We start from the raw sequence: 26,901 nt of genomic DNA, 5'->3' as shown, positions 1-26,901 counted from the left end.
GTGCCTGTCACGCCATCGCGCAACCCGGTTGGAAACCCGGTTGGAAACCCGGTTGGAAACCCCGTTGGTTGTTAAGCATGATCAGGGCCGCACGTGCCTTTCCTGCATTAAGAGGAATTTCTGCAATTATCAGTGAGAGGAAGGTGGTGTGACGTCCGAGGATGGAAATCACGGATTTTCAATGGTTATTTGTAGACTTTATTTTACTAGCAACTACATAGATGTAAAATAATATCTACAACAAGTTTAAAACATTTGATTGCTATTTCAAAATCAAAATATCACTACAAGTCTGTAATACGCTGAAATTCATCTCCGTAAATTTTTGTGAGAGTGAATATTTAAACTTGTTCTTCGAAAATTTACACGCAGGCATTGCCATTTCTTGTCTTTTTCACAGATAGTCTTTTCAAATGTTATACGTCTACCGTGTGCAATTGTCCGGTTATGTATATTCGTTGGTTCTTTTGCAACCATGCGATATGATAGTTGGCAATCCGCATTTTTTTCGAAATAGGCGGCTATATTATTGCCACTTGGTGCTTTTTTGAAAGTGTCCAACTCCTAAATCCTAATCAGGACTTCCATGAAGCTTATCCATTCGCATCGGCTGAAATTCATCCGGTTTTTAGCAGTGTCGCTGCTTATTCCGCTTTTAACAGGGCTGTCCAATGCCCAGTCCGTTGACCTGCTCCTGAAAGGCGGACATGTCATTGACCCTAAAAATCGAATCGACGGTGTAATGGATGTAGCTGTAACGGCAGGCAAGATTGTGCGTGTAGCCGCAGACATTCCGGTTTCAGATGCTAAAAGGGTCGTGGATGCAAAGGGATTGTATGTTGCACCTGGGTTTATCGATATGCATGTGCATGTTTTCAACGGTACCACGCCCGATGCTTACATTGCCAATGGTCACACCAGTGTTGCCCCCGATGGTTTTACATTTCGAACCGGCGTTACTACGGTAGTAGACGCGGGTTCGTCGGGCTGGCGAAATTTCAAAACCTTTAAAGCCCAGACGATCGATCGCGCGCAGACGCGCGTGTTGGCTTTTCTGAATATCGTCGGTACGGGCATGGCTAGCCGCTTCGAGGAACAGGACATGAGCGACATGAACCCGGTTATGACGGCCAATATGATTAAAAGATTGTATCCCAATATCATTGTCGGTATCAAATCCGCCCATTACTGGGGAGATTATAGCCAGGTACAGCGCGCCGTAGAGGCCGGGAAGCTTGCAGACGTGCCCGTGATCGTCGATTTTGGGGAACACCGTCCGCCGTTGTCGATCGAAAAGCTTTTCAGGGAGTATTTACGGCCTGGGGATATTTTCACGCACACCTATGCGCACGGGCCGACCGATCGCGAAACGGTGGTTGATGAGCAGGGTAAAGTAAAACCTTTTGTACTCGAAATGCAGAAAAAAGGTATTGTGTTCGATGTTGGCCATGGCGGTGGGGCATTTGCATGGCGACAGGCGATCCCTTCCATTAAACAGGGTTTCCTCGCCAATGTCATCAGCACCGACCTCCATACCGACAGTATGAACGGCGGTATGAAAGGACTGGACAATGTGATTTCTAAATTTCTGAATATGGGTGTTACGCTTTCGGACGCCATTCTGCGGGTGACGTGGAATCCCGCGCAGGTGATCAAACGCCCGGAACTGGGTAGTCTTACAGTGGGCTCTGAGGCGGATATTACCATTTTCAGCGTACGCACAGGCAATTTTGGCTTTATCGACGCCCGAAGACTGAAATTGAAGGGCGACAAAAAACTCGAAGCCGAGCTCACGATCCGTGCCGGAAAAGTGGTGTGGGACCTGAATGGCATCAGCGTGGCAGGATGGGAGTCAGAAATGCAAGGTAAATGATCGTCATGGAGAAAATGGTTTTCCACAAGCGGTTTTTAGCCGGAATATGGCTTGCGTTGGCAGCGGTTATGCCTCAGAGTGCAGAGGCGCAATATTATGAGCTCGTCATCAAAGGCGCACACGTGATCGATCCAGCCAATTCACTGAACAAAATAATGGACGTTGCTATCACAGGCGGTAAAATTGCGAAAGTGGCCCCGGTGATCAGCGATAATGCGGCACAAATCATCGAAGCGAATGGCCTGTACCTCACACCCGGCTTTATCGACCCGCATACGCATGTGTTCGTAGGGCCGGAGGCGGGCTTATTTGCGAACGGCGTGAATAGCGTTTCGCCCGACGATTTTACATTCCGGTCGGGTGTAACTACCGTTGTGGACGCCGGGACTTCGGGCTGGCGCAGCTTTCCATTGTTTAAAAAGCAGGTGATCGATCAGTCCAAAACACGCATTCTTGCATTCCTGAACATTGCGGGCGGGGGAATGACGGGTGCCGCCCATGAGCAGGATTTGAAGGATATGAACGTCGATTCGGCCGTTGCGACGATTCGCAGATATCCGGAAATCATAGCCGGCGTCAAAATCGGACATTATAACGGGAACGAGTGGACGCCCTTCAACAATGCATTGAAAGTGGCAGAGAAGGCTGGTAAACCACTTTTTGTAGAATGCCATTTGCCTGAATATTCGTTGGAAGATCAGTTGGCGAAAATGCGTCCCGGTGACATGATCACCCATACTTTCGAAAACATTAAAGAGCGAATGCCGATTGTTGGCGAGGACGGGCAGGTCCGTCCTTTTGTGCTCGCTGCCCGGAAACGCGGTGTGTTGTTCGATCTCGGTCACGGTGGGGCAGGTTTCTGGTTCGACCAGGCCGTGCCTGCCGTGAACCAAGGTTTTTATCCCAATTCCTTTGGTACCGATCTGCATCGCTTCAGCATGAATTCGGCAATGAAGGATATGGGGAATGTTATGTCCAAATTTATGGCAATGGGGCTGACATTGAAACAAGTGGTGGGCATAGCAACCTGGAATGTCGCGCGTGCCATTGGTCATCCCGAATTGGGGAATTTGAAGGAAGGTAATCCAGCCGATATCGCAGTATTCCGGGTTCGGGAAGGGTATTTCGGCTTCATGGATTCCGCAGGCAATCGTATAAGCGGAAGCCGCAAGCTGGAAGTCGAACTGACCGTTCGGCAGGGCAAAGTAGTGTGGGACCTGAATGGTATGGCAGCGAAGAAAAAAGGACTTTAACCAAAACTCACCATGTATTCTCATAAATTGAAATTCAAAAGGTTCGGACTATATCTGAGTCTTGTTATGCTCGTACTCGCGCTAGCGGGCGCTATGCATTTGCAACAGGACAAGCTTCCGGCCGGTGACCCCGACAATGGCGGACTGACAACGCCCGATGGTTTTGAAACACTCGTGGTCGCCGACAGCACCGGCCTCGCTCGCCATATCGCGGTGAACGACAATGGGGATATTTATATTAAACTTCGATATTACGGCAAAGGCCAGGGTGGCGGCACCGTGGCCCTCAGGGATACCAATGGCGACGGGAAGGCCGACATGATAAAGAATTTCGGCAGTTACCAGGACCATAGCAGCCTCGCTAATGGCATTACGATCCGCAATGGTTACCTGTATTACAGCTCTTCACTGGCCATCTATCGCAGCAAACTGATTCCCGGACAGCTTCTCCCCGACGAAAAAACCGAGCTGATCCTGAAAGACGACCACGAGCACGGCGCCCATTGGCATATTACCAAACCCATGGCATTCGACGACCAGGGCAATATGTTCGTACCTTTCGGCGCCCCATCGGACGCGTGTCAGGATATGGTCAACTCGCCGGGAGGAAAACCGGGCAGTCCGGGTGTTAATCCTTGTCCGGATCTTGAAAAGCATGGCGGCATCTGGAAGTTCAGCGCCGACAAGCCCGATCAAACCCAGGCCGATGGGACTTTATATGCAACCGGACTTCGCAGCATTGTGGGAATGCGCTGGAATCCGGCAGACAAAGGCCTTTACGCCGTTGTTCATGGGCGCGACAACCTCCATCGCCTTTTTCCCGAGCTGTTCACCTCCTGGCAAAGCGCGGTGCTTCCCGCGGAGGAATTTGTAAAAGTAACGCAGGGCACCAACGTGGGTTGGCCATATTATTATTACGATCAGATGAAAGGCAGGAAAATGCTCAACCCCGAATATGGCGGCGATGGAAAGAAAGAAGGAGAAGGGGCCAAGTACCAAAAGCCGCTTTTTGGCTTTCCTGGGCACTGGGCACCCAACGATGTGCTGTTTTATCGCGGCAATCAGTTTCCCGACCGCTATAAAAATGGCGCATTCATAGCCTTTCATGGCTCGACCAACCGGGCGCCCTACCCGCAGGCCGGTTACTTCGTATGTTTCGTACCGTTCAAAGATGGCAGGCCATCCGGCAACTGGGAAGTTTTTGCCGACGGCTTTGCCGGTATCGATCCAATCATCAATGTAAGCGATGCTAAATTCAGGCCGATGGGTCTTGCCGAAGGACCTGACGGTTCGCTATATATTACCGATTCCCGAAAAGGCAAAGTGTGGCGGATCATGTTCAAGGGGGACAAACGGGACTTCGGCACAAACCAGCTTGCCGCAATGGAAAAACATAAAGAACTGGCTCATATCCGTACGCCCGACGAAGTCGCAGACAATCTGGATATCAAAACTAAAGAGCTTGGGCAGCGCATTTACAATACTTACTGCACGCCATGCCACCAGCGCAACGGCCTGGGCGACGGAAGCCGCTTTCCGCCTCTTGCCGGGTCAGAATGGGTGACGGGTAATAAAAAACGATTGATAGAAGTTGTGGCAAAAGGATTAGAAGGCCCCATTCAGGTTGCGGGAAAGCCCTACAATGACCTAATGCCACGACACGACTTTCTCAAACCGGAAGAAATGGCCCAGGTCCTGACTTACGTTCGCCAAAATTTCGGAAACGATGCCGATGCCATTTCGGTGAGTGATGTGCGGCGGGCTTTGGGAAATTAATAAGAGGTTACAGTTCTGTTGCCTTTTGTACATGCGCTTCTAACCACTTGCACATTGATTTTGGAATAGAAGCTTGCCCGGATTCATCTTGAGTAGGAAATGCCGGTCGCGGAGTAGCGGGCGGCATTTTTGCTGATCGATAGCTTTTATAAAACACGCCCTGCCGTCCAGGAATGTGTTGGCGGGGTTCGTGAAAGTGTTGAGGCAGCCGGTGAATTGTTTAAAGGTAGCTCAAAACTCAAATTGACATGAATGTAACAAGTAACCACTTCCATTATCTCTTTATTTTCTTGGCAATAATACTCTTGGGGTTTTGTCCTAAGAATGCCAATGCACAGGCTCCCCAGCGATTTAGTTTCCAGGGAGTTGCCCGGAAAGCGGACGGAAAACCGGCAGCCACTACTTCGGTTAGCCTGAGGGTTTCCATTCATACGGAAAGTATAGCAGGTACCATCGTTTATCAGGAAACCCATAATACCCAAACCAATGCCGAAGGAATATTCAATATTTCAATAGGGGGCGGAACGGTGACCTCAGGAGATTTTACAGGAATCTTGTGGAAAGCGTCCGCGCAATTTTTGCAACTTGAACTGGATCCCGGAGGAGGTAATAACTATGTCGATCTGGGTACAACGCAACTTTTAAGCGTACCTTATAGTATGCATGCCAAGGAGGCCGAGCACTGGGTCAACGGGTATCCTGTAATCCAGAAAAGTGACCAAGTTCCCGTGGGAGACCCTAATATGCCAAAATATTATCTTCCGCAAGTGGGGGCCGGCGCGAGGCTGATCTGGTATCCTTTCAAAGCAGCATTCAGGGCGGGATTGAACGGGAACGGCACGTGGGAGGATGCTCAAATCGGGCAAAGCTCTGTCGCCTTTGGTATCGATAACTTAGCCAGCGGTGAAGGCAGTGCCTCGTTTGGATCGAACTCACAGGCAACAGGCGTGAATTCATTCGCGATGGGGAAGCAAGTTGTTGCGTCGGGCTGGGAAAGCTCTGCACTGGGAAGTCACACAATAGCTAAGGCGCGGGGATCCTTTGTTGCTGGAACTTACAATGAGAATAGGGACAGTCCGGATATTGGGGTCCCGGATCCCTCGGATCGTATTTTTCAGATTGGGAATGGCGACCAGAATGTGAGAAAGAATGCCTTGACGATATTGAGGGGAGGTAATGTCGGAATCGGCAGTACCGCGTTATCTCCAGGCTATCTTTTGGACGTAGGCGGCCGGGCGCGAATAAGGCACAATGGTGCTACGGCAGGTATTCATTTTAATAATTCTACCAATGGCGTTGCCGGATTTGTAGGAATGGTTAATGATCATAAAATTGGGTTTTATGTCGGTAATCAATGGATGTTTCAAGTTGCTGACAACGGAGCGATAGCCAGCGGCAATGTGGCCATTCCGCTCGGAGTATCTTCGGTTTCTCTCGGAACGGAAACGGCATCCATCGGCGACGGTTCAGTTGCACTAGGTGCCGGTACAGTTGCGAAAGGCTTCGGGGCGACGGTCGTCGGCGCTTATAACAACCTGCAAGACAACAATACAGTGGGAAGCCAGGCGGGTGCGAAAAGTTCAGACCGTGTATTTCAAATCGGCAACGGACTGGGCCCACAATCACTTTCCAATGCTCTCACTGTGTTGAGGAACGGTTATGTGGGTATCGGTAACAATGCATTGTATCCAACCCATATTTTGGAAGTGGGGGGGAGGCCACGCATTCACCATAGCGCAAGCACCGCTGGAATTTATTTCGACAATTCTCAGCACCTGGTCGATGGCTTCGTGGGCATGAAAACGGATGATCAGGTAGGGTTTTATCTTGGGAATTCCTGGAAGTTCTGGGTTGACAATGCAGGGAATGGATACCTTAATGGCGTTATTGTACAGACATCGGATCGTCGTCGGAAGCGAGATTTTAAGCAACTTTCCGCAAGTCTTTCAAAAATTATCGATCTCAAAGGATATCACTTCCATTGGAATGATAAAAGACAGGATCCATCTCTTCAAACGGGGCTAATCGCGCAGGAGGTTGAAACATTGTTTCCGGAATTAGTAAAGACAGACGATAAAGGTTACAAGGCGGTCAATTATATTGGTCTAATCCCCCACTTGGTCGAATCTGTAAAAGAGCTCGCAAAGGAGAATGCAGTGCTTAAATCTGAAAACGCTGATTCCAAAATTGAGAATAGCGGGTGAGCGAGAGGCTGGCGGATTTAGAATCAAAAATGAACTTATTGATGTCGCCACCCTTACCAGCTAGTAGTAAATAATAGGCATAGGGTCGCTATCCGGCAGGCAACCGATTTATATGTAAGAACTGTGATTACCGGACCAGGCCCGGCATCACAGTTCTTATTTGTAGGGGTAATTCAGCTACGGCATCAGGACTTTCTTTGCCATGGTACCTGCCTTATCGCGTCGCAATGAGAGGATGTAAATGCCGGATGACTGATTACTTCTGGGTTTCAACACAAACTCATTTCCCCATTGGCTGAGCGAAAATGTAACTGCGCGTCCCGACATGTCCAGAAGTTGGATACCAGAAACGTCTTCATTTTTGAGCAGAAACTTGATCTCGCGGTTCAATACCGGATTGCCAAGCAGCTCGAACGCCACGCTATTAGGGCCATTATCAATCGTAATTACTCTTGAGTATTCCGAGCTCCCATTCTTATCGACCATCCTGAGCCGATAGTAATTGTGCCCGCTCAGAGGCAGTAGGTCGAGGAACCGGTATTGTTGCGAAGTCGATGAATTCCCTTTCGCTTGCATACGTCCGAGTTGAACAAATTCTTTGGCATCCGCACTTCGTTCGATGTCAAAATGGCTGGCGCCGGTTTCTTCAGCGGTTGTCCAGGAGACGCTTATTGCATTGTCAAGCAAGCTCCCCTGGAAACGCGCTAATGTAACTGGAAGCGGAGTGTCGTTACCTTTCAAGAGGCAGTGTACAGGGGGCGTTACCTTGTCATTCGATTGTGTAGCCCAAACATCGGCGATCAAATTCGGCAGGCCGGAACAGGCTCCCGGCACAGTTAGGAGAATATTGTCGACTGTGATTCTATACAGGCCACCGCCGAGGTCAACCTGGCTGATCGTAAGGCCTGCAAACAGAGGGTTGACGGTATTGTCGGGATATGTGGATAGCAGGCTCACTGGGTCATCTGTGCTGATCGCTATTGTCCCGAGCACGTTGCCGAGTTCGCTTTTTACAGGCCCTTTTTTGTAGTCAGGGTTTGCATAACTACTTGCCTTCCAAAAATGAATGTATGCGAACTTATTCCCTTTATTCTTATCAAGGCTGAAAGAATACTTCAAATTCAGAATGCAATTTCCACCGGAGGCTGAAACATTGTTTAGTTCAATCTGACCATCGCTCAAAGTACAAGGGTCGGCGACGGCCAAACTTGTGGAGAGGCCCACAATTAGAATCCAATTCAAAGCATAAACTGTTTTCATGATAGAGGAAGTTTAGTAACGTTTTGCTATACATTAATATACCACCTTGATCTTGAAATAGTTAAACTGTGAAAAAATAAGAATGCTGTTATCGGAGAAAAAAATTGGAAGACGACTTATTGTAAAGCTATATTTAAGCGTCTCGCGAAATATTTAATTTGATTATAGAAATAACTCATTCTAACGCTACGAGATATATTTTATATTTCTGATTATGAATTAGTTACACTTATCGCGTACTATTTTTGCATCTGTTTTAATGTTAATGAGACTATTTCTAAATGAATTTTCCGTATTCAGCGCACACATTTTTGTACGAAGGATTGATGCCGTTAAAGTTATATTCCTTTTTAAAATGCTTCTTAGAAACGTGCTATTATGCGACTAGGTAGTTCTGTGTATGACAGAAATTTCCTCTCCCGCCATTCTCATCTCCACGCGCGCCTGATCCTTAAAATTAAACACGTGCCCGTCGTTTCTGGCTTCATCGACAAGAGAGAAATCCAGCTTTTGAACCAGCCAGCCCTCCTGTTGCACTGGCATGGAGGCGATGATGCCTTCTTCGGGCATGTCTTTGTCGGGGGTAGTGTAGAAGGCCGCGTAACCATAGTTGATGTCAACGGCGGGAGACCATAAAGCTTCTCCGACGGTTTGAGAAACCACGGTGTAGACCTGGTTTTCGAGCGCACGCGCTCGTGCGCCTATGTGTACGCGGGCGGCACCGCGAATGGTTTCGGTGCAGCTTGGGGCGAGGATAAGTTTAGCACCGGCTTCGCACATTTTTTGTGCGCCGAGCGGGAATTCAACGTCGTAGCAGATCTGAATGCCGAATTGTCCCCATGCAGCTTCAAAAACGGTGAGTTGCTTTGGAGCGCTTTCGACGCCCCAATGTTCGTTTTCGAAGCGGGTCATGAAAAATTTATCCTGATAGCCGGCTAAGCCGTTTGGCGAAAATACAAAAGTCCGGTTCAGGTTTCGGCCCCTTTCGATCACGGGAATGCTCGGGGCAACGATGATGACGCCACATTTCCGGGAAAGCGCTTCAAAAGTAGCGCAAAAGTCGTCTTTCAATGCATTCAATCCATGGATTTGCCGGCGGATGTCGTTGCGGATTTCGGTTTCAAAGATGCTTACCAGCTCCATAGCCCCATATTCCGGGAAAAGCAGCAGCTCGGCATCGCGGTTGGCGGCATCGGTTACCCAGTTTTCGGTGTGCTGTTGCCACGATAGGAAATCGGCGTGCTCGGTAATAGGATATTGGGCCGAAGCAATGGTTACTTGCTGCATCATGTATCAGTCGTTGAGACGCTTGGTCCAGAAAATCATGGTTTTGGGTGTGTAAACGGCTTCTCCTAAATCGGGCCATTCCATAACACTTTGTAATACGGCCTCTCTCTTGTAACCCCTTTTGAGCCAGAATGCGTCGTTGGGGCGGTAGTCGGCTGGTTTCAATGGATGATGTTCGCCTCGGTCGACAGAGCAGAAGCAGCAGATTTCAAAGTCTTTAAAACTTCTTGCGTGCGCTTCCCGTTCATCGAAAAACCGGTTGCCAAGGCCCATCCCGCGATAAGCCGGCAGTAGAATGCTTTCTCCAAAATAGCAGATCGATCCAATATCGAAACCGGCATCCTCAAATGGCTTTCTTACTTCGGCCGTTTCGTCTGCCAGCGGAATGCAGGTGGAGGCACCCACCATTTGATCGCCGTCATAAACCGCGAACAGGAAAGACCGCTCCGATTGCAGGTAGGTTTGCAAATAGCCTTTTTCATAGTCCACGCTGCCTTCGTACAAATACGGATAATCCCTGAAAACAGCAATGCGAAGTTGCGCAAGGTCGTCGAAGACCTCCGCAATGGCCGCACCGGTTTTGCTGATGAATGTGAGTTGCGCGGTCATCATTTTGAAACGAGCTCAATCCAGAGCGGCAGGTTGTAGTAAGTGGTTACCCGGCTGATCTTGCCCTCGGTCACTTCCAGAAATGCACCGGCTGGCAGCACATAGGATTGACCGTGCGCCTCGGGAAGGCCTTCTTCTGTTTGTTTGTAAATACCGTTTACGATAAACTCCACAGCCACGCGCTTGTCCTCCGGCTCGCTGAAAAACACCATGTCAGTGAGTGTTTCCTCGTAGGTTTCATCCATTTTTTGTAGGAATGCAGTGAATTTTTCAAGACCCAGGCGGACTTCTCCTTGGTTGGCCTCGTGCCGTACTTCGGGGTGCAGCAGGGCCAGCATGCCTTCCCAGTTTTTCGCATTGAAGGCCTCGTAGTATTGCTGGACGGTTTCTAGAGCAGTCATTTATTTTTAGTATTTATTTAAAAAATAGTCGGTAAAGATAATTGCCACTGGCTCAAAAAGGCCCTTTTGCCAATGAAACCTGTCCATTGGCGTCCTTCCGGTACATAGCAAGGCAGTTGGCTGAAAATTGAGCGTCGAAATGCGGTTCGGTCGCTGTGAGCGTACTTGGGAACGCCTTTGCCGCATTAAAAAAGTATACGGTCGTGGAGCCATATTTGGTGTACGGCATGAGATCCCCGTATTGGGCCATGTCCTTTGAAAGCGTATCCTCGACGGTTACCGCATACACCCTGACGATTGGCCCGGTATTGTTCTCGTTCCGGTACATGGCGACTTCGCGGAACCCGCCGGGAAGATCGTCGACTGTCGGCTGCGATGTGGAATCGTACACTATGTACCCAATAATGGCCGCGAGTATCAGCAGCAACAGATTTTTTTTATTCTTAAACATAATAACAATCAATCACGGTTTCTGTCCATTACGTGTCCAAAAACACGACTAGCTTTTCGGAGCAAAATTGGCAGGCCTAGTAATAACTGGCCTCGGTAAACTCAAAACCGATTTTTTGGGGATTGAGTGCGTTTACCCTTTCTGAAAAAACTTCCTTGTCCGGCTAATGGCCGCCCCGGAGTAGTGGGCCACTTGTGGTATAAAGGACTATTTCTTGCTAAGAATCGGGTTAGTTCCGAAGTTAGAAATGATCCGGTTCTGGGAAGAACACGCATAATTGCATTAAAAGCGCCTGAACCGACGATACTTTCAGCGAATGATTTTCAAAGCTAATTTCGGCTTCGAACCCATTATCATTATCAACAACGCTTATGCGACATGGCGCGTTGCGGTATTTGCTGATGCCCAAGCCTTCCCTCATAAGCGCCCGTTTCGCCCAGAATACCAGCCGTTCCGGGCCTTCGATGTAGATGTTGGCAGGCGCCGCGGGTTGATGGATCGTGAAAGTACCGGTTAAGCGGTCGAAGGAGAAACCATTACGTGCGAAAGTCTTTTCGAAAGAGCCATTGAGCACCAAATCTTCTGGCAAGCCGGTTAGCAATGTGCCGTCGGCGTGCATCAGCCAGAGCTCGTCGGCGGTTTGCAATGCGAGGTCCAGTTCGTGGGTGCTTAGCAGAATGGCTTTGCGTGCATGGCGGGCGAGTGTGTGCAGGAGCCGCATCATTTCCACGCGGTTGGGCAGGTCGAGATGGGCTGTTGGTTCGTCTAAGAGGATCAGCGGCGTGTCTTGTGCGAGTGCACGGGCGAGCATTACCTTTTGCCTTTCACCGTCGCTAAGCTGGTGCATAGGCCGGTCGAGCAACGGTTGAATACCCGTTTGCTCAATGCTCCGGGTAATTTCCCGGTGATCATTTTCAGAGAGCGAGCCCAGCCAGCCGGTATAGGGCGTCCGGCCCAGCGCGACAACTTCCCGTGCAGTGAGGTTACCCGCGTCGACGCGGTCGGTCAGCACCAGACTGAGTTGCTGTGCAAGTTCAACGGGTTTCAGCGAACCTATTGGTCGGCTACCGATGCTGATGTCACCTCCCAGGGCTGGCTGTAAACCACTCAATGTGCGCATTAAGGTGGATTTTCCTGCTCCGTTTGAGCCTAGCAGGCAAACAAGGTCGCCAGGCCGGAGCTGTACATTCAAATACGAAGCAACCGTTCGCTCGTTGCCCGATGAGCGGTATCCGATAGCCAATGCACGGGTTTCGAGTATTGCGGAAGACGCTTTCATGAAAATGTGGAACGAAGGTTATTGCGCCGGATAATGATCCAGATCACGACTGGTGCGCCGAGCAGGGAAGTTACAATGTTGATCGGAATGACGGTTTGCGTTCCGGGAAGCTGGGCAATAACGTCGCAGACCAACAATAGCACAGTTCCCGTCAGGCAAGTGGCCGGAATGAGTATCCGGTGGTTGGATGTGCCCAGAAGTGAGCGGGTTATGTGTGGAATGGCAATGCCTACAAAGCCTATTGGCCCGCAGAAGGCCGTCACGCTGCCGGTGAGCAGGCTTGTGCTCAGCATGATCAGCAACCGGGTGCGACCGACGGAGAGTCCCATGCTTCTTGCATAATTTTTACCCAGCAGCAATGCATTCAGGGATTTGGAAGAAGCAAAAGCAAGCAACAGACCGATTACCACCACGGCTGTTAGTACATATAGATGGTAGCCGGTAACACCACCCAATGACCCGAAAGTCCACATGATGTATTCCTGTAATTGCTCCGGCTGGCTGAAATATTGCCAGATGCTAATGATCGAAAGTGTTATAGTGCCGATCATCACGCCGACGATCAGCAGGATCACGTTGTCGTGTATGCGCCCGGCAATGAGGACGATTAATGCTAAAACAGATGCAGAACCCAGCGAAGCCATGCCGATTATGAGCCAGCTGCCGGTAATGCCCAACTGACTGATCGCGTACATACTCGCGCTGCTGCCACCTGCGAGCATCACAGCCGCGACGCCCAAACCAGCCCCTGCGGTAATGCCCAGTTCTGCCGGCCCGGCCAGTGGATTTCGGAACAACGTTTGCATTTGCATCCCACTGACGGACAGCGCACATCCAACCAGAACGGCCGTGACGGATTTGGGTAATCGTATTTTTTCAATGATGAATAACCATGCGCGGTTTTCCGACTCGCCCGTTGTGACGATCCGGAAAACTTCTTTGAATGGGATGGCCACCGAGCCCAGCATAATGTCCAGGCAAAACAATGCAATGGCCAGAATGCCCAACAAGACGAATACCCAGCTTCTGTTATGAAACGGCTGTATCATTCCGGAAGCTGTTTATAGTACACAAGCTGATGGTTAGGGAGCAAATCGGGATGGAAAATATGGATCATATCAGCCAATACCGTGTGCGGGTTCACGCTGCCTGATTCGAAAAAGTCGTTGGAACCCTGATCGCTTACAAGCCGGTTGTAGCTGTACACTTTACCGCCGCGCATCGCATTGAAATCAGCATAGCGCGCATCTTGGGTTATGATGCTTTTTCGGGTATCATGGCTGTCAAAACCAACATTGAGCCAGTAATCCGCCTTCAATGCAAAGGGGTAAACGGCTTCGAAGCTTAGCGGAAGGCTGCCGGTTTCCGGCCTTTCGTTCCAGGGATAATCCGCCCCTGCATCCCTGAAAAACCGCGCCATGTAGCTATTGCCGCCCGGCAGGAACCAGGCATCTTTGGTGTTCAATCCGGACAATACGGTGGGTTTTTTCGTCGCTTTCTGCGCCAGAGTCGCCAGGCGTTGGTATTCCGATTCAACCTTTCCGAACTTTTCATTCACGAGTGCTTCCTTGTCGAGCAGCGCGGCCATTAGTTTTACCCATTCGGCCCTCGCCAGCGGCGTTTGTTCCACCCATTCAGAATTGATCAATACGGGAATGCCAGCTTCTTTCAGCACCTGGTAATGGTCCATCTTGCCGCCGGGATTACCGACCGTCATCACCACACCGGGCTGCATTTCAATCAGTTTCTCATCATTAAGTCCCTGGTCGCGCCCTACACCGACAACCTTCCCCGCCTTAATCATCTCGATGACCTTCGGAGCATACACATACTGCAAACTGCCCAGCCCCGTCAACACATTTTCAGAGTCGAGAAAGCCCAGCAAGCCAACATGCATCGAGGACATGACCGCCAGGGATTTGACAGGAATTTCGATCCGCTGCGCGCGAGGATAACCCTCCGGTGCCTTTGCGCCGGGCCGTTGCAGTATATATTGCAAAGTATCGCCATTCCCGCCGAACGGATTGATAATGCTGACGAGTTTGAAATCTTTGAAATATTGAATATTAAACCCTCTCGCGTGATGGATTTCGGTGGTCTGAAACGAAGTGCCTGCTTCTGAATGGCTGCCCGCCTCCTTATGTTCCTGATTTTGACGGGATCTGTCGCAACCCTGCAAGAGCAACAAAAAGAGGATAATCAGAAAAGGGCGTATGAGCATGTCGGGAAGAATGATTGGATCATCAAAATTAAGAAAAACCTTCCCTTATCGTTACTTGGGTGTTATTTTAAACTAAATGTAGGTTAGCATTTGCCTGACATTTTCTAATCCTGTCTGGATCGTATTGACGGAGCGGGTTCCATGATAATATCCTGCTAAATGGAGTTCGTCATAAACGTCGGTGAGCAACGTCAGCAACTTCTTATTATGCTTGCGAAGCCGACTGGTGTAATCTTCAATGCTTTTAGGTTTTGTGAAATGAATACCCTCTTTGCGCCTCAGATATTCATCCAAAATAAGCAATGACGCCGAATAAGCGGTGCCTGCGGCCATTTTTACATACTTAATATCCGCATATAGTCCATCTCTCTTGCCAGCTTTCTTGGTCAGGATCTGTCTTGCATTTTCGAGATATCGCTCTGCTTCCTGCGCCGGTGTAAGGGAAAGATCGTATTGCTCCAATTGTTCCATAGTGTTGTATTAGTTTATCCAATCTTAATACGAACGATTTCAAACAAAGTAACACTCAAATTACCAATAAATTTCCAAAGCGCTAGTGTGTTAGCAACAAGCTCTCTTTTTAGCGGCAGGCCCATGTCGTTTGGCATACTTTTGATAAATTCCCTATTATGCCAAAACAGCCACTCTTACAGTTTACCGGAAAAAGTATATACTGTGCCGTTGCCGACGTCCATATCGATCCGTGGATTCCTGTTGGCCGAGCGATCATCACACACGCGCACAGCGACCACGCGCGCTGGGGAAGCCAGCATTACCTTGCACACAAAGACAGCGAGCCTATTCTCCGGTTGCGGCTTGGGCAGGATATTAACCTGCAAACGGTGCAGTATGGGGAAAAATTTATGATCAATGGCGTCAAATTCTCCCTTCACCCGGCCGGGCACATTGTCGGCTCAGCGCAGGTGCGGGTCGAATACCAGGGCGAGGTTTGGGTGGCCAGCGGCGACTACAAGCTCGAAGACGATCATTTCGCAACGCCCTACGAGCCCGTCAAATGCAATGTGTTCATTACCGAATCCACGTTTGGATTACCCATTTACAAATGGCAGCCCCAGCAGCAGGTCATGTCTGAAATCGACAACTGGTGGGCGCAAAACCGGGCCGATGGGAAAGCCAGCGTGCTCATGGGCTACTCGTTGGGGAAAATGCAGCGAATTTTGAAGAATATCCACTTGCAGGATTCGGTGCTTTATGCGCATGGGGCTATTTATACGGTGAATGAGCGGCTGCGGGAAGCGGGTTTTGATTTGCCCGAACTTACCCTGGTGACCAAAGAGACAGACAGAAAGCTATTCAAGGGCGCACTGGTGCTCGCGCCTCCTTCGGCCGATGGTACGACCTGGATCAAAAAATTTGCGCCTTATTCCGTCGGGTATTGTTCGGGCTGGATGGCATTGAGAGGCGCCAAAAACCGCCGCGCGGTGGATCAGGGGTTCGTGTTGAGCGACCATGTGGACTGGCCCGACCTTAACCGGGCCGTCAGGGAATCCGGTGCTGAAAAGGTGTATGTGACCCACGGTTATACGAGCATTTATTCCCGCTGGCTCAATGAAAATGGCATTGAAGCCGCCGAGGTAAGTACGATGTATGGCAATGAGGATGAGAATGAGGAAGAAGAAACCGTGCAGGATGCGGCGGCTGGCCTGGATGCTTATCAGGAGCATAAGCGAGAGCTGGATGGAGAGGTTAATGAGGATAAAACCGGTGCCGCGCTATGAAACAGTTTGCAGAACTATTCATGAACCTCGACCGCACGAACAAGACGAACGCGAAAGTCGAACTACTTAAAAATTACTTTCTGACGGCCTCCGACAACGACAAACTGTGGGCACTGACGTTGTTTACCGGCCGCCGACCGTCCTTCAAAGTAAACCGGACGCAGGTCAAAGAGTGGGCCGCAGAAGAAGCAGGCGTGCCGATGTGGCTTTTCCAGGAAAGCTACCACAGCGTGGGGGATTTGGGTGAAACGATTTCGCTGCTCCTGCCGCGCACGAGTACCGGCGGTTCTGATAAATCGCTTTCCGAATGGTTCCACTACCTCGGAATGCTGCCCGGAATGACGGACGAGGAAAAGCACGACCATATTTTGCAAGCCTGGATGCAGCTTTCCCAGCACGAGACATTCGTGTTCAACAAGCTGCTCATGGGTAGTTTCAGGATCGGTGTTTCGCAGACGCTCGTTGTACGCGCCCTCGCCGAAGCCACCGAAACGGATTCGAATGTGATCGCACACCGGGTCATGGGCCAGTGGGACCCGCTCGAAACGACATTCGAACAGCTAATTCTCGACAAGGGAGAAAACGATAATGCGTCCCGGCCTTACCCGTTTTTCCTCGCCTATCCGATCGAAGGCGACGTTTCGGGATTGGGCGAGCCGGAGGACTGGTTTGCAGAATGGAAATGGGATGGCATCCGTTCGCAGATCATTTACAGGCACAACGAGCTGTTTATCTGGACGAGAGGGGAGGAACTATCCACCGAAAAATTCCCCGAACTGCATTTCCTGAGTGATGTTTTGCCTGATGGAACTGTACTCGACGGCGAAATTGTGACTTATGCCGACGGCCGTCCGATGCCTTTCAATGTGCTGCAAACCCGCATTGGACGTAAAAATCTCTCTAAAAAAGTGCTGGAAGAAGCACCGGTTGCATTTCTGGCTTACGACATTCTGGAAGCAAACGGCGTCGATATCCGCGGATTGACGCAGGAACAACGTCGCATTCAACTGGAAACAATCCATGCGAATGTACCAGCGCAGTTACATTTCAACCTTTCACCATTGATCAATTTCAAAGATTGGCAGGAGTTGCGGGACCTTCATCCGTTGTCCCGCGAGCATATTGCGGAGGGCTTCATGATCAAGCGCAAGGCGAGTACCTATCAGGTCGGCCGGAAGAAAGGTGACTGGTGGAAATGGAAAATCGATCCATTAAGCGTCGACGCCGTGCTCATTTACGCCCAAAAAGGCTCCGGCCGCCGCGCAGAACTTTTTACCGACTACACCTTTGCTGTCTGGGGTGAAGACGGCAAGCTCGTTCCGTTCGCCAAAGCCTATTCCGGCCTTACCGACGTTGAAATCGGCCAGGTAGATTATTTTATCAAACGCAATGTCCTTGAAAAATTCGGCCCCGTCCGGACGGTAAAACCGGAGCTGGTTTTTGAGATTGGCTTTGAAGGGATCAATGAATCTTCGCGACATAAATCTGGAATTGCAGTGAGGTTCCCACGTATTCTAAGGTGGCGTAAGGACAAAAAGGCCGATGAGGCGGATAGTTTGGAGAGTTTGAAGGAGATTTTGTATAATTATAAATAATAATCCAAAATAATTTTTCCCTTGACCAAATCCCGCGGACATAGCATTGTTGAGCAATGGTTTAAAAATAAAAAGTGGAAGTGGGCGGCCTTTCAGAAGGAGGCGGCCGCGGAGTATCTGGCAGGGAAAAGTGGGCTGGTGAATGCACCTACGGGTAGCGGGAAGACCTATTCGCTATGGCTGCCGATTTTGATCCGGCATATTAATTCGCTTCCTAAAAAGCCGTTAAAGACCAAAAAAGGCTTGCAGGTAATTTGGATCACCCCGCTCCGGGCGCTTTCGAAAGACCTTTTCCGGAATATGGAAACAGCGGCGCTGGAAATGAACCTTACGTGGCGTGTCGGCATCCGAACCGGTGATACGGGCATGCGCGAGCGCAACCAGCAGAAAAAGCAAATGCCCGATGCGCTCATCATCACCCCGGAGAGCCTGCACCTGCTTTTCACCCAAAAGAATGCCTCCGAATTCTTCAAAAACCTGCATACCGTCGTGATCGACGAGTGGCATGAGCTCATGGGCAGCAAGCGCGGCACGCAGACGGAGCTCGCATTAGCACGCCTGCGCACCATCAATCCAGGTTTGCAAACGTGGGGCATCTCAGCTACGATCGGTAACCTCGAAGAAGCGAAGAAGGTGCTGCTCGGAATGAATTTCCCGGAAGAAAACGCTGTGATTGTCCGGGCCAATACCGAGAAAAAAATCCTGGTCGAAAGTATCATTCCCGAGCGAGTGGAGACGCTTCCATGGTCGGGGTATATGGGGATCAGGCTGGTGGACCAGGTTGTGGAAGTGGTGAACAAGAGCCGGACGACGTTGCTTTTTACCAACACCCGCTCGGGAACCGAGATTTGGTACCGTACCATTATTGAAAAATACCCTGAATTTGCGGGCATTATGGCATTGCACCACGCGTCGCTCGATCGCGAGATCCGCGACTGGGTGGAGGAAGCATTGCACGATGAGCGATTGAAACTGGTGATATGCACGGCAAGTCTCGATTTGGGCGTGGATTTCCGACCTGTGGATACGGTTATTCAGGTAGGCAGTCCCAAAAGCATTGCGCGGTTTGTGCAGCGGGCGGGGCGGAGCGGGCACCAGCCGGGTGTGGATAGCAAGATTTATTTTTGTCCCACGAATGCATTGGAACTGATTGAAGCGGTGTCGTTGCGAGAAGGCGTGGCGCAGAATATGATCGAAGACCGGCCACCGGTGGCTCACGCATTCGATGTATTGGCTCAATGGATGATGACTTTGGCAGTAGGCGAGGGGTTTGACGAGGCCGAGTTGTTCGAGGAAGTTCGCAATGCGTATGGTTACCAATATCTTAACCGCGAGGAATGGGAATGGCTTTTAGGCTACATCACCACGGGCAGCTCGTCGCTCACGGTGTATGACGAATACAAAAAAGTGGAGCGGGTAAATGGGCGCTATATGGTCACGAGCCGCCGCATTGCCCACCGGCATTTGCTGAGCATGGGCACCATTGTATCGGAAGTTTCAATGAAAGTAAAGTTGCAGAGCGGCAAATATCTGGGGTCGGTGGAAGAGTCGTTTGTGACGTGGATGAAAGCGGGCGACGTGTTTTTCTTTGCAGGAATGAGCGTAGAGTTCGTCCGTATCCATGAACTGACGGTGACGGTGAAAAAGGCAGAAGGCAAAAAGGGTTTCCTCGTGCGTTGGGCGGGCGGGCGCATGCCGCTATCGTCTCAACTTTCCGCATTCATCCGTGAGCGCCTTGCTGATGCCATTGAAAACCCGCATAAGGAGCTGGAATTGGCCAAAATGCAACCGCTGCTCGAATTACAGGCAAAGCGTTCGGTAATCCCGAAAACCAATGAACTGCTGATCGAGCAATGCGAAACACGGGAGGGATATCATATCTTTATATTTCCGTTCGAAGGCCGGCTTGTGCATGAGGGAATGTCGATTTTGCTCGCCTACCGTATCAGCCAGTTGCGGCCGATCACATTTTCGGTGGCGATGAACGATTACGGGTTTGAGTTGTTAAGTGATCAGTATGTGAATATCGCCGAAATTCTGGGTGAAACGGATCTTTTCTCGACCAAGCACCTGGTAGACGACATTTACCAAAGCGTGAACGCGACGGAGATGGCGAAACGAAAATTTCGCGAAATAGCAGCCATTGCCGGCCTGATGTTCCAGGGGTATCCGGGCAAGTATCTCAAAACGAAACAGTTGCAGGCTTCCAGCTCGTTGCTGTTCACGGTAATGAGCAAATATGAAGACGCCAATTTGCTCGTGAAGCAGGCATACCAGGAAGTTTTGACTTACCAACTTGAAGAAGTCCGCATGCGCGAGGCGCTCAAACGGATCGAGCATCAGAAAATAGTCATACAAAATACCGACAGGCCGACGCCATTTTCCTTTCCGATCATGGTTGACAGGCTGCGGGAACAATTAACTTCGGAAAAACTGGACGACAGGATCCAGAAAATGATCAAACAGTACGGGAATGCAGATTGAGATCAGAGGCAACCATTTTTTATTATTGACGCAAAGGGCCATTTTTTGGGAAGAAACGCAAACATTACTGATCGGCGACCTGCATTTAGGTAAAGTAACGCATTTCAGAAAAGAAGGCATCGCCATCCCGAACAACGCCGCCGCCAACAATTTTGAGCGGCTCAATGAGGTTGTACAGCAAACCGGCGCTACCCGTATCATCTTCCTGGGCGACCTTTTTCACAACCAATACAACTCCGAATGGGAAACGTTCCGCGAGTGGCGCGCCGAGCATCACTACATGGAAATGATCATCGTCATGGGCAACCACGATATTCTTCCGGTAAGCCTGTTGCTTGAATGTGATTTGCAGGTTTATGTAAATGATTATGAGGAGGATATATTCGTCTTTACGCACCATCCCAAAGAGCATTTCGATCCTGTAAAATTCGTCTTCGCCGGCCACGTTCATCCCGTTTTTACCTCCTACGGCAAAGGCCGCCAAAGCGTGCGGCTACCATGTTTTGTGATCGACAAGCACCAGGCGATTCTGCCAAGTTTCGGGGTTTTTACCGGCGGTTATCAAATGGGCCTCGCAGATGATCGGAAGATCTACATTACCACGGACACGAAGGTGTTCTCGGTTTGTTAGTAAGGTTGCATCAGTAACCTCTATCCGGAGCCCAAAATCATGTTTTTTCGTTCAGCAACAGCTCGCGGAGTGCGTCTTTAAATTCCTCATCAATACGCCTGCTAATCAAAAGTCCTCGAACGATCTTTTGAAATTCAAAGTCGGTAACGCTTCCACACAGTTAATGTCCATCTTGTAGCTAGATCCCGACTCTTCGATCTTTTTCTGAAACCGTTTCCATTCAGGAAAGTGGTGGGAATAATCTGCCAGTTCGAACTGGTCGAGTTCGTTGTAGTTGTTCAAAATTTCATCGGCCACTTCAAGGTCAGTTTCCGAGAAGACCTTCTTATTTACCTCTTGTTTTGTTTTGACATTGTGCCCGTCTAATGTCAGGTATTGATCAAAATAAAGGTTTTCGATTGATTGGACAGGCGTTTTACCTTCAATCATATCCTTAGTATTGGAGGGAACCGCTCCCCATTCCATGGCATAATGAGTGTCACCAGTTACTGTTCTCGCATATCTTCGGAGGTGCAATCGATTAACCAGCCAGATCAATTTAAGCGCTTTCATTTTGTTGATAGTGCCTTTATTGTATGCGGCGAAGTAGCTGATTAGCTGAACTGCTTTTTTGTAGTTATAAGTTTTCATGATGATAGTGCATAGTTACTAACAAGTATAATCTAATTTGAAGTCAGAAGAAGTGTCCTGATTTTGCATACTTGCAAATCTACGAGGCTACTTATCAGCCGTTGCATGTCAATAGTCAACCGGTTTAGGCTGCCCATGTCGAAGGGGGTGAGAGCCTGGATATAGGAGCAATTACGTCACCCAACCGCTACCTGTTTCGTAGAAACCTTCACCTCCAGATGCTGATTAATCGCCCTGATCAGCTCATCAGCTTTAAACGGCTTGGTAACGAAACCGCTGAAATTGCAAGCCACAATTTCAGGTGTGGTCTCGGCAAAAGTATCGGCGGTAAGCGCGATAACAGGCACGTTATGATGGCGCGGATATGAGCTGCGGATTTTCTTCATAGCCGTTACACCGTCCATCACCGGCATTTGAATATCCATTAGTATCAAATCGAAATCGTCGGTTTCGAGTGTGTGTAACACTTCCTTACCATTGTTGCAGATCACAAATTGGGCTTCCCATTTATTGAGCAGGTGTTTTAGCAAAATCTGGTTGGCGAGAATGTCTTCGGCAGCCAGAATGCGATAGCCTTTTAATGACAATGTCAGCGGCGCATCGGTTTTTTCCTCTTCATACGAAGTCCGTCCCCTACCAACCCGCAGCACCACAGTAAATGTGCTGCCTTCGCCTAGCTTGCTCCTGGCGGAGATAGAGCCGTTCATAAGCTGGGTGATTTTGCGGGTAATGCTCAAACCCAGCCCTGTACCGCCAAAATTGCGGGTTGCATTATTATTATGGGCTTGTGAAAAACTGTCAAAAATGAGATTCAAATTGTCCTCTGAAATGCCTATCCCTGAATCGGATACATCAATCTTCAGGTCGACGTTGTCGCCATGGTCTTCATCGAGGTGCACTGATACCTTTACAAATCCGCCTTCCTCGGTGAATTTAATGGCATTACCGATCAGATTAACCATGATCTGGTTGAGCCGGTAGGGATCTCCCATGACGATCTGCGGCACATCGCGGGCGCACTCGAAGGAAAAGTCGATCGACTTTTCCCTTGCGCGGATCTCGAAAGTTTTCATCAGATAACCCAGCTTCTCACGCAGGTCGAATTCGAAGTTTTCAAGCCCGAATTTACCCGCCTCGATCTTCGAAAAGTCGAGAATGTCATTTAATATAACCAGCAAATTATCAGCGGAATATTTAATCGTGTTCAAATATTGCTGTTCCTGACCGGTAAAGCCGCTCGAAAGAAGCAAGTCGGTAAAACCGATGATCGCGTTCATTGGCGTGCGGATCTCGTGGCTCATTGTCGAAAGGAAATCCGATTTGATCCGGGTCGCCTCTTCGGCGTCCTTTTTGGCCTGGATCAGTTCCCGCTCCGCAATTTTACGTGACGTAATATCGATAGCTGTGCCCAGCACTTCCTGGACCCGCCCTCTTGCATTTCTCTTAAATGGTACTTCACGTGTAATGATCCAGATTTCCGAGCCATTCTTATGTTTTAGCCGGAATTCTTTCTCGACCACTTCGGCATCCTTTACGTAGTACCGCATATGGTTGTAATGCTTTCGAAAAGTGTGCTGGTCTAACTCATTGATAATGAGTGCCAAACCTTTTCTGGTGTCGGTTTCCACCTCGTATTCCGAATAGCCTAATATCTTCCAGATCTGTTTGTTATGAAAAATATTAGTCCAGTTTTCTATGTCTATGACATAGATGATGTTAGGCGATAGTAAGGCAACTTTATTAATGAATTCCTCTTTTTCAGCCAATTCGTGCTCCGCTACTTCGCGGCCTTTCTCCATTTCGAGCATATGGCTCATAGTATGGAAGGCTTTCGTGAGCTTTTCGGAGTTGATCTCCGATTTGGGAAAGTAATCCAGCGCGCCAGCTTTCATCATCTCCACGGCAATGCGCTCGTCGCCATGTGATGTAAGCACGATCACCGGCAGGTGAGGCGCACGCTTCTTGACCGTTTTGAGCAATTCAAGCCCATTTGTCCTGGGTAATTGGTAATCGAGAAAAATACAACCTGGAGTCCAGACGTCAAGCATCCGGAGTGCTTCCTCGGCATATTTGCATATTCTGATTTCCCCCGTTTCAACTTGCGCCCTGCTGATCGCACGGCTTAGTTTCATGGCGTCAATTTCATCGTCTTCAACGAGCAGGATGGATAGGGGGCTCATATTGTGCTTAAGATTATAGTGGTGAAATGATGTTACTCAGGAAACTCACACAAAGTCCAATAGCTGTTTAGAGTGGATACCGCTGCTATAAACCGATCCATCGACAAAGGTTTGAGGATATAACCGGCCACGTTCAGATTGAATGCATCGATTTTGTCACTGTCTTCGTTGGAGGTGGTCATTACAAAAACAGACAACTTGCTGAGCGCGGGGTCCTGTCTGATCTCTTTCAGGAATTCTATACCGCCCATTTTAGGCATGTTCAGGTCCAGCAATACGATTTTTGGTTTCGAATATTCGGGATTTTCTGACCGGAGCAAGGTCAGGGCTTCAATGCCGTTGGATGCGACAACGAGCTGATTGGAAATATTGTTCTTCTTGAACGCCCGCTTGACATTCATCACATCTACTTCATCGTCTTCTACCAGTAATATGGTCATCGGAACAGGATTGGAAAAGGACATTTTATTGTATTTTGTTATTAATTGAGATGGGTCATTTGACATGCTCGATGTCCTTTCCTTCGTTTTTCGGCCAGGTGAAAAAGAACTTCGCCCCTTCGCCCATTACCGAGTCGATTCTGATTGTGCTATGTTTCTCGTCGAGGATTTTTTTAACAATGGCGAGCCCTACCCCGGTACTTTCCACTTCGTCGCGGGCTTGTAATGTCTGGAAAATGATGAATATCCGCTCATGAAACTCGGGGCTGATTCCCGGCCCATTGTCGCCTACGTAAAATTCGAACTGTGTCCCAAGGTCCTTCCAGCCAATGGTAATGTCGATTTCGGCCTTGTCGTTATATTTGATACCATTGGAAATCAGGTTTTGCAGAATTTGGGTTAATGCAATTTTCTCCGCCTCGATTTCTGTGCCTGCATTTCCTTCAATCTGGAATGTGAGCGGCTTTTTGGTACTGAATGATTCACACAATTCATCCACCAGATTCTTAATGAGAAACTTCTCTTTCACGGTCTTCATCCGTCCCGCCCGTGAGTAGGAGAGAATGCCGTTGATGAGGTTCTCCATCCGGTGCACGCGCCCTCGAAGTAACCTGAACTGGTCCTTAGTCTCTCCTTCAAGCATATCACCGATGTCTTCCTCGATCCACTCCGACAGGTTGTTGATAGCCCTTAACGGTGCCTTCAAATCGTGGCTTACCACATAAGCGAACTGGTCGAGTTCTGCATTGATGCGTTCCAGGTCGCGGGTATAGGATTGCAGTTTTGTTTCGGCTGTCACGCGCGCCGTGACGTCGGCAAGTGTGCCTGTGAAACCGATATGATCGTCATTGGCATAATAGGGACTTAATGAAATGCCCAGCCATTTTTCCTGTCCGTCGGCGGTAATCAGTCGCACGGTTTCTTCGTTGGTGTCGGTTTCCACTGTAAGTATTTCAACAAGCTTTTCCCTCGATTCGAGCGTCGCGAAAAAACCTGTAAAACTTTGCCCCAGGCTGGCACTCACCGGATAGCCGGTTATGCTTTCCCAAGCCGGGTTGAGGTAGGTGAAATTCCCCTCGCGATCCAGCTGCACGAGCACCTCGGAAATACTGCCTACCACTTCTTCGAGCCTCTTGCTCGTCAGCGCGGCCTCTTCGGTTTTTTCCTGTGCAATGCGGCTTAGCTCGCGGTTGGCTTTAAAAAGCTCGCCCGAACTTTGTTCCAAAATCAGCTCCATCCGCGCCAGGTCATCCTGGTACTCGGTATAGGCTTGATTTACAGTCAGTAAAAATTCTTGAATATCAGGATGTTCGGCAAGCTCAGGAGGCAATGATTTCCTGATTTGCCGCTTTAAGAGCCGGTGGTAGTTGGTTTCGGTCAGTTCCAGGGTTTGCATGGACATTATTCACGGAAAGTAGTGATCGTCATGGTCTGGTTATGCAGTTCGCACAGCGAGCCGCGGTTAAATGGCGCCAGTTCGCCATAGGAATAAAAGCCGGTCATAACAGGTCCATTCAGCACTTGCGAAACGCATTCGACTTCTTCTTCCACCATTTGTTTCAGCACCAGTTTACGTCCTACACAACTTACCAGAATCGCAAATTCCGGATTATTACCGAGGCCTCGCGCCGCCTCCTGGGCCGCCTCTTCCGCGCCGTTGATAAGCCGGTCGTTATTAGCTTTCATTAGCCGTACAAACGAACCTTCGGGGATATCGCCGGCAAACGTCAGGCTTTTTTCATCCTCGTTAATGCCCAAAATCGTCCGTACCACAGGCACACGGTCTTCTTTGTCCCGCATACTTAACGGAAACAGGAGCCCTGATGCCGGCAAGTCCTTCGCTTTTTCTCCCAGAAACGATTTATAAAGATCCAGCGCGGGCTGTCCGTCGATTTCATAAAGTATATTGTCTTTGGAACGGGTCACTTGTCTGTCGAGACCAAAACTGTCCCAACCACCGCGCGAACCGAAGCCGATCGAAAGTTTATCACCATAAAACCCAATTGCAGCCACACTTTCGGTCGCCACTTTTCCATCGGGTTCTATAATTATTGTACGGGAGAATTGCGAACCGTCGCCAGCCAGGCCACCCGTAATGGTCACTCCATCGGTTAATCCCTCCGACATGCCTTTTACGAGGTCGGTGCCGTTCACTTTCAGGCCGTCCGAAATAACGAAAACGTGTTTGAGATCTTTGGCTGAAAGCTTGGAAACCAGTTGCTTTCCAGCTTCGGAGCTATCGAAGCCAATGTCTTCGAGGCTGATCTTCGAGCTTTCGACGGCGACATGATCAAAAGCAATACCCGTAACGACCATAGAATGATTCTTTACCGATACATTGGCGATCTCACCGGCGGTGGAGCATCCCGAGAAAATGGCTTCGGGATATTGCGCTGCCAGATGCTCTGAAATGCCCGTAGTTTCCAGCAATTCCCTGTTGCCGAATATGAAAAGCAATTGCGGGGAAAACGAAAACGGGATTTCAGACGGCTTATCGGAATAGACAAACTGTTCAATCTGCATAAGTACAGGTGGTTGCGGCTTTTAATTCGATCTACAATTTACATAAAACTTTTGAGAACGAACTA

At 49.3% G+C, this 26,901-nt stretch carries 22 protein-coding genes; 8 read left to right on the top strand and 14 right to left on the bottom strand.

Annotated elements, in window-relative coordinates; translation table 11 throughout:
- Positions 1–586 precede the first annotated feature (586 nt).
- The 4 genes from LZD49_RS13010 to LZD49_RS12995 all read left to right on the top strand — a co-directional run bounded on the left by LZD49_RS13010 (position 587) and on the right by LZD49_RS12995 (position 7,106).
- Positions 587–1,873 (top strand): amidohydrolase/deacetylase family metallohydrolase, encoded by a 1,287-nt coding sequence (locus LZD49_RS13010; protein ID WP_234667927.1) that lies wholly within the window; start codon positions 587–589, stop codon positions 1,871–1,873.
- Between the two features lie 5 nt (positions 1,874–1,878).
- A complete protein-coding gene (locus LZD49_RS13005; RefSeq protein ID WP_234667924.1) occupies positions 1,879–3,126 on the top strand; it encodes an amidohydrolase/deacetylase family metallohydrolase in 1,248 nt (415 codons plus the stop codon).
- A gap of 12 nt (positions 3,127–3,138) precedes the next feature.
- A complete protein-coding gene (locus tag LZD49_RS13000) occupies positions 3,139–4,902 on the top strand; it encodes a c-type cytochrome (protein WP_234667922.1) in 1,764 nt (587 codons plus the stop codon).
- 248 nt (positions 4,903–5,150) lie between these two features.
- Complete coding sequence (locus LZD49_RS12995) at positions 5,151–7,106, top strand: tail fiber domain-containing protein (RefSeq protein WP_234667920.1); 1,956 nt, start codon at positions 5,151–5,153, stop codon at positions 7,104–7,106.
- Between the two features lie 177 nt (positions 7,107–7,283).
- On the opposite strand, the gene LZD49_RS12990 is transcribed toward LZD49_RS12995, so the two are convergent.
- The 9 genes from LZD49_RS12990 to LZD49_RS12950 all read right to left on the bottom strand — a co-directional run bounded on the left by LZD49_RS12990 (position 7,284) and on the right by LZD49_RS12950 (position 15,085).
- On the bottom strand, positions 7,284–8,366 hold the full coding sequence (locus tag LZD49_RS12990) for a T9SS type A sorting domain-containing protein (protein WP_234667918.1): 1,083 nt from the start codon (positions 8,364–8,366) through the stop codon (positions 7,284–7,286).
- A 384-nt stretch (positions 8,367–8,750) separates the two neighbouring features.
- On the bottom strand, positions 8,751–9,656 hold the full coding sequence (locus tag LZD49_RS12985) for a carbon-nitrogen hydrolase family protein (RefSeq protein WP_234667916.1): 906 nt from the start codon (positions 9,654–9,656) through the stop codon (positions 8,751–8,753).
- Between the two features lie 3 nt (positions 9,657–9,659).
- On the bottom strand, positions 9,660–10,262 hold the full coding sequence (locus LZD49_RS12980; protein WP_234668404.1) for a GNAT family N-acetyltransferase: 603 nt from the start codon (positions 10,260–10,262) through the stop codon (positions 9,660–9,662).
- On the bottom strand, positions 10,262–10,663 hold the full coding sequence (locus tag LZD49_RS12975) for a ketosteroid isomerase-related protein (protein ID WP_234667914.1): 402 nt from the start codon (positions 10,661–10,663) through the stop codon (positions 10,262–10,264). Before LZD49_RS12975 ends, LZD49_RS12980 begins: the two co-directional genes overlap by 1 nt.
- 52 nt (positions 10,664–10,715) lie before the next feature.
- Entirely contained in the window at positions 10,716–11,114 is a 399-nt protein-coding gene (locus LZD49_RS12970) for a hypothetical protein (protein ID WP_234667912.1), read from the bottom strand.
- 241 nt (positions 11,115–11,355) lie between these two features.
- Positions 11,356–12,393 (bottom strand): ABC transporter ATP-binding protein, encoded by a 1,038-nt coding sequence (locus tag LZD49_RS12965; RefSeq protein ID WP_234667910.1) that lies wholly within the window; start codon positions 12,391–12,393, stop codon positions 11,356–11,358.
- Positions 12,390–13,442 (bottom strand): iron ABC transporter permease, encoded by a 1,053-nt coding sequence (locus LZD49_RS12960; protein WP_234667907.1) that lies wholly within the window; start codon positions 13,440–13,442, stop codon positions 12,390–12,392. The genes LZD49_RS12965 and LZD49_RS12960 overlap by 4 nt, the downstream gene beginning before the upstream one ends.
- Complete coding sequence (locus LZD49_RS12955; protein ID WP_234667904.1) at positions 13,439–14,614, bottom strand: ABC transporter substrate-binding protein; 1,176 nt, start codon at positions 14,612–14,614, stop codon at positions 13,439–13,441. The genes LZD49_RS12960 and LZD49_RS12955 overlap by 4 nt, the downstream gene beginning before the upstream one ends.
- Before the next feature lie 72 nt (positions 14,615–14,686).
- Positions 14,687–15,085, bottom strand: coding sequence for a DUF5618 family protein (locus LZD49_RS12950; RefSeq protein ID WP_234667902.1), 399 nt, complete (start codon positions 15,083–15,085; stop codon positions 14,687–14,689).
- Between the two features lie 158 nt (positions 15,086–15,243).
- On the opposite strand from LZD49_RS12950, the gene LZD49_RS12945 reads away from it, so the two are divergent.
- The 4 genes from LZD49_RS12945 to pdeM are packed head-to-tail and all read left to right on the top strand — an operon-like array spanning position 15,244 to position 21,063.
- Positions 15,244–16,353 carry a ligase-associated DNA damage response exonuclease gene (locus LZD49_RS12945; protein WP_234667900.1) on the top strand — a complete coding sequence of 370 codons (1,110 nt, stop codon included), beginning with the start codon at positions 15,244–15,246 and terminating at the stop codon, positions 16,351–16,353.
- On the top strand, positions 16,350–17,948 hold the full coding sequence (locus LZD49_RS12940; protein WP_234667897.1) for an ATP-dependent DNA ligase: 1,599 nt from the start codon (positions 16,350–16,352) through the stop codon (positions 17,946–17,948). Before LZD49_RS12945 ends, LZD49_RS12940 begins: the two co-directional genes overlap by 4 nt.
- A gap of 21 nt (positions 17,949–17,969) precedes the next feature.
- The gene (locus LZD49_RS12935; protein WP_234667895.1) at positions 17,970–20,432 is read left to right on the top strand and encodes a ligase-associated DNA damage response DEXH box helicase; all 2,463 of its coding nucleotides are present in this window, start codon (positions 17,970–17,972) and stop codon (positions 20,430–20,432) included.
- Positions 20,422–21,063, top strand: a complete 642-nt coding sequence (pdeM, locus tag LZD49_RS12930) for a ligase-associated DNA damage response endonuclease PdeM (RefSeq protein WP_234667893.1) — start codon at positions 20,422–20,424, stop codon at positions 21,061–21,063. The genes LZD49_RS12935 and pdeM overlap by 11 nt, the downstream gene beginning before the upstream one ends.
- A gap of 105 nt (positions 21,064–21,168) precedes the next feature.
- Here pdeM and LZD49_RS12925 read toward each other — a convergent pair whose 3' ends face one another.
- The 5 genes from LZD49_RS12925 to LZD49_RS12905 all read right to left on the bottom strand — a co-directional run bounded on the left by LZD49_RS12925 (position 21,169) and on the right by LZD49_RS12905 (position 26,836).
- Entirely contained in the window at positions 21,169–21,693 is a 525-nt protein-coding gene (locus LZD49_RS12925; protein WP_234667891.1) for a Panacea domain-containing protein, read from the bottom strand.
- Between the two features lie 176 nt (positions 21,694–21,869).
- On the bottom strand, positions 21,870–23,873 hold the full coding sequence (locus LZD49_RS12920; protein WP_234667889.1) for a response regulator: 2,004 nt from the start codon (positions 23,871–23,873) through the stop codon (positions 21,870–21,872).
- Between the two features lie 32 nt (positions 23,874–23,905).
- A complete protein-coding gene (locus tag LZD49_RS12915) occupies positions 23,906–24,337 on the bottom strand; it encodes a response regulator (RefSeq protein ID WP_234667887.1) in 432 nt (143 codons plus the stop codon).
- Between the two features lie 31 nt (positions 24,338–24,368).
- The gene (locus LZD49_RS12910; protein WP_234667885.1) at positions 24,369–25,715 is read right to left on the bottom strand and encodes an ATP-binding protein; all 1,347 of its coding nucleotides are present in this window, start codon (positions 25,713–25,715) and stop codon (positions 24,369–24,371) included.
- Positions 25,715–26,836: an FIST signal transduction protein gene (locus LZD49_RS12905; RefSeq protein WP_234667883.1), complete on the bottom strand. Its 1,122-nt coding sequence runs from the start codon at positions 26,834–26,836 to the stop codon at positions 25,715–25,717. Before LZD49_RS12905 ends, LZD49_RS12910 begins: the two co-directional genes overlap by 1 nt.
- Between the last annotated feature and the right edge of the window lie 65 nt (positions 26,837–26,901).

It is taken from the genome of Dyadobacter sp. CY261, assembly GCF_021440085.1.
Taxonomy (GTDB): Bacteria; Bacteroidota; Bacteroidia; order Cytophagales; family Spirosomataceae; genus Dyadobacter.
Note: the sequence above shows the minus strand (reverse complement) of the source record. Positions and strands in the feature narration are given on the sequence as shown.

What these genes read in the sequence shown, in the direction of transcription:
- LZD49_RS13010 (WP_234667927.1), top strand. Translation starts at nt 587, where the DNA reads ATGAAGCTTATCCATTCGCATCGGCTGAAATTCATCCGGTTTTTAGCA.
- LZD49_RS13005 (WP_234667924.1), top strand. Translation starts at nt 1,879, where the DNA reads ATGGAGAAAATGGTTTTCCACAAGCGGTTTTTAGCCGGAATATGGCTT.
- LZD49_RS13000 (WP_234667922.1), top strand. Translation starts at nt 3,139, where the DNA reads ATGTATTCTCATAAATTGAAATTCAAAAGGTTCGGACTATATCTGAGT.
- LZD49_RS12995 (WP_234667920.1), top strand. Translation starts at nt 5,151, where the DNA reads ATGAATGTAACAAGTAACCACTTCCATTATCTCTTTATTTTCTTGGCA.
- LZD49_RS12990 (WP_234667918.1), bottom strand. Translation starts at nt 8,366, where the DNA reads ATGAAAACAGTTTATGCTTTGAATTGGATTCTAATTGTGGGCCTCTCC.
- LZD49_RS12985 (WP_234667916.1), bottom strand. Translation starts at nt 9,656, where the DNA reads ATGATGCAGCAAGTAACCATTGCTTCGGCCCAATATCCTATTACCGAG.
- LZD49_RS12980 (WP_234668404.1), bottom strand. Translation starts at nt 10,262, where the DNA reads ATGACCGCGCAACTCACATTCATCAGCAAAACCGGTGCGGCCATTGCG.
- LZD49_RS12975 (WP_234667914.1), bottom strand. Translation starts at nt 10,663, where the DNA reads ATGACTGCTCTAGAAACCGTCCAGCAATACTACGAGGCCTTCAATGCG.
- LZD49_RS12970 (WP_234667912.1), bottom strand. Translation starts at nt 11,114, where the DNA reads ATGTTTAAGAATAAAAAAAATCTGTTGCTGCTGATACTCGCGGCCATT.
- LZD49_RS12965 (WP_234667910.1), bottom strand. Translation starts at nt 12,393, where the DNA reads ATGAAAGCGTCTTCCGCAATACTCGAAACCCGTGCATTGGCTATCGGA.
- LZD49_RS12960 (WP_234667907.1), bottom strand. Translation starts at nt 13,442, where the DNA reads ATGATACAGCCGTTTCATAACAGAAGCTGGGTATTCGTCTTGTTGGGC.
- LZD49_RS12955 (WP_234667904.1), bottom strand. Translation starts at nt 14,614, where the DNA reads ATGCTCATACGCCCTTTTCTGATTATCCTCTTTTTGTTGCTCTTGCAG.
- LZD49_RS12950 (WP_234667902.1), bottom strand. Translation starts at nt 15,085, where the DNA reads ATGGAACAATTGGAGCAATACGATCTTTCCCTTACACCGGCGCAGGAA.
- LZD49_RS12945 (WP_234667900.1), top strand. Translation starts at nt 15,244, where the DNA reads ATGCCAAAACAGCCACTCTTACAGTTTACCGGAAAAAGTATATACTGT.
- LZD49_RS12940 (WP_234667897.1), top strand. Translation starts at nt 16,350, where the DNA reads ATGAAACAGTTTGCAGAACTATTCATGAACCTCGACCGCACGAACAAG.
- pdeM (WP_234667893.1), top strand. Translation starts at nt 20,422, where the DNA reads ATGCAGATTGAGATCAGAGGCAACCATTTTTTATTATTGACGCAAAGG.
- LZD49_RS12925 (WP_234667891.1), bottom strand. Translation starts at nt 21,693, where the DNA reads ATGAAAACTTATAACTACAAAAAAGCAGTTCAGCTAATCAGCTACTTC.
- LZD49_RS12920 (WP_234667889.1), bottom strand. Translation starts at nt 23,873, where the DNA reads ATGAGCCCCCTATCCATCCTGCTCGTTGAAGACGATGAAATTGACGCC.
- LZD49_RS12915 (WP_234667887.1), bottom strand. Translation starts at nt 24,337, where the DNA reads ATGTCCTTTTCCAATCCTGTTCCGATGACCATATTACTGGTAGAAGAC.
- LZD49_RS12910 (WP_234667885.1), bottom strand. Translation starts at nt 25,715, where the DNA reads ATGTCCATGCAAACCCTGGAACTGACCGAAACCAACTACCACCGGCTC.
- LZD49_RS12905 (WP_234667883.1), bottom strand. Translation starts at nt 26,836, where the DNA reads ATGCAGATTGAACAGTTTGTCTATTCCGATAAGCCGTCTGAAATCCCG.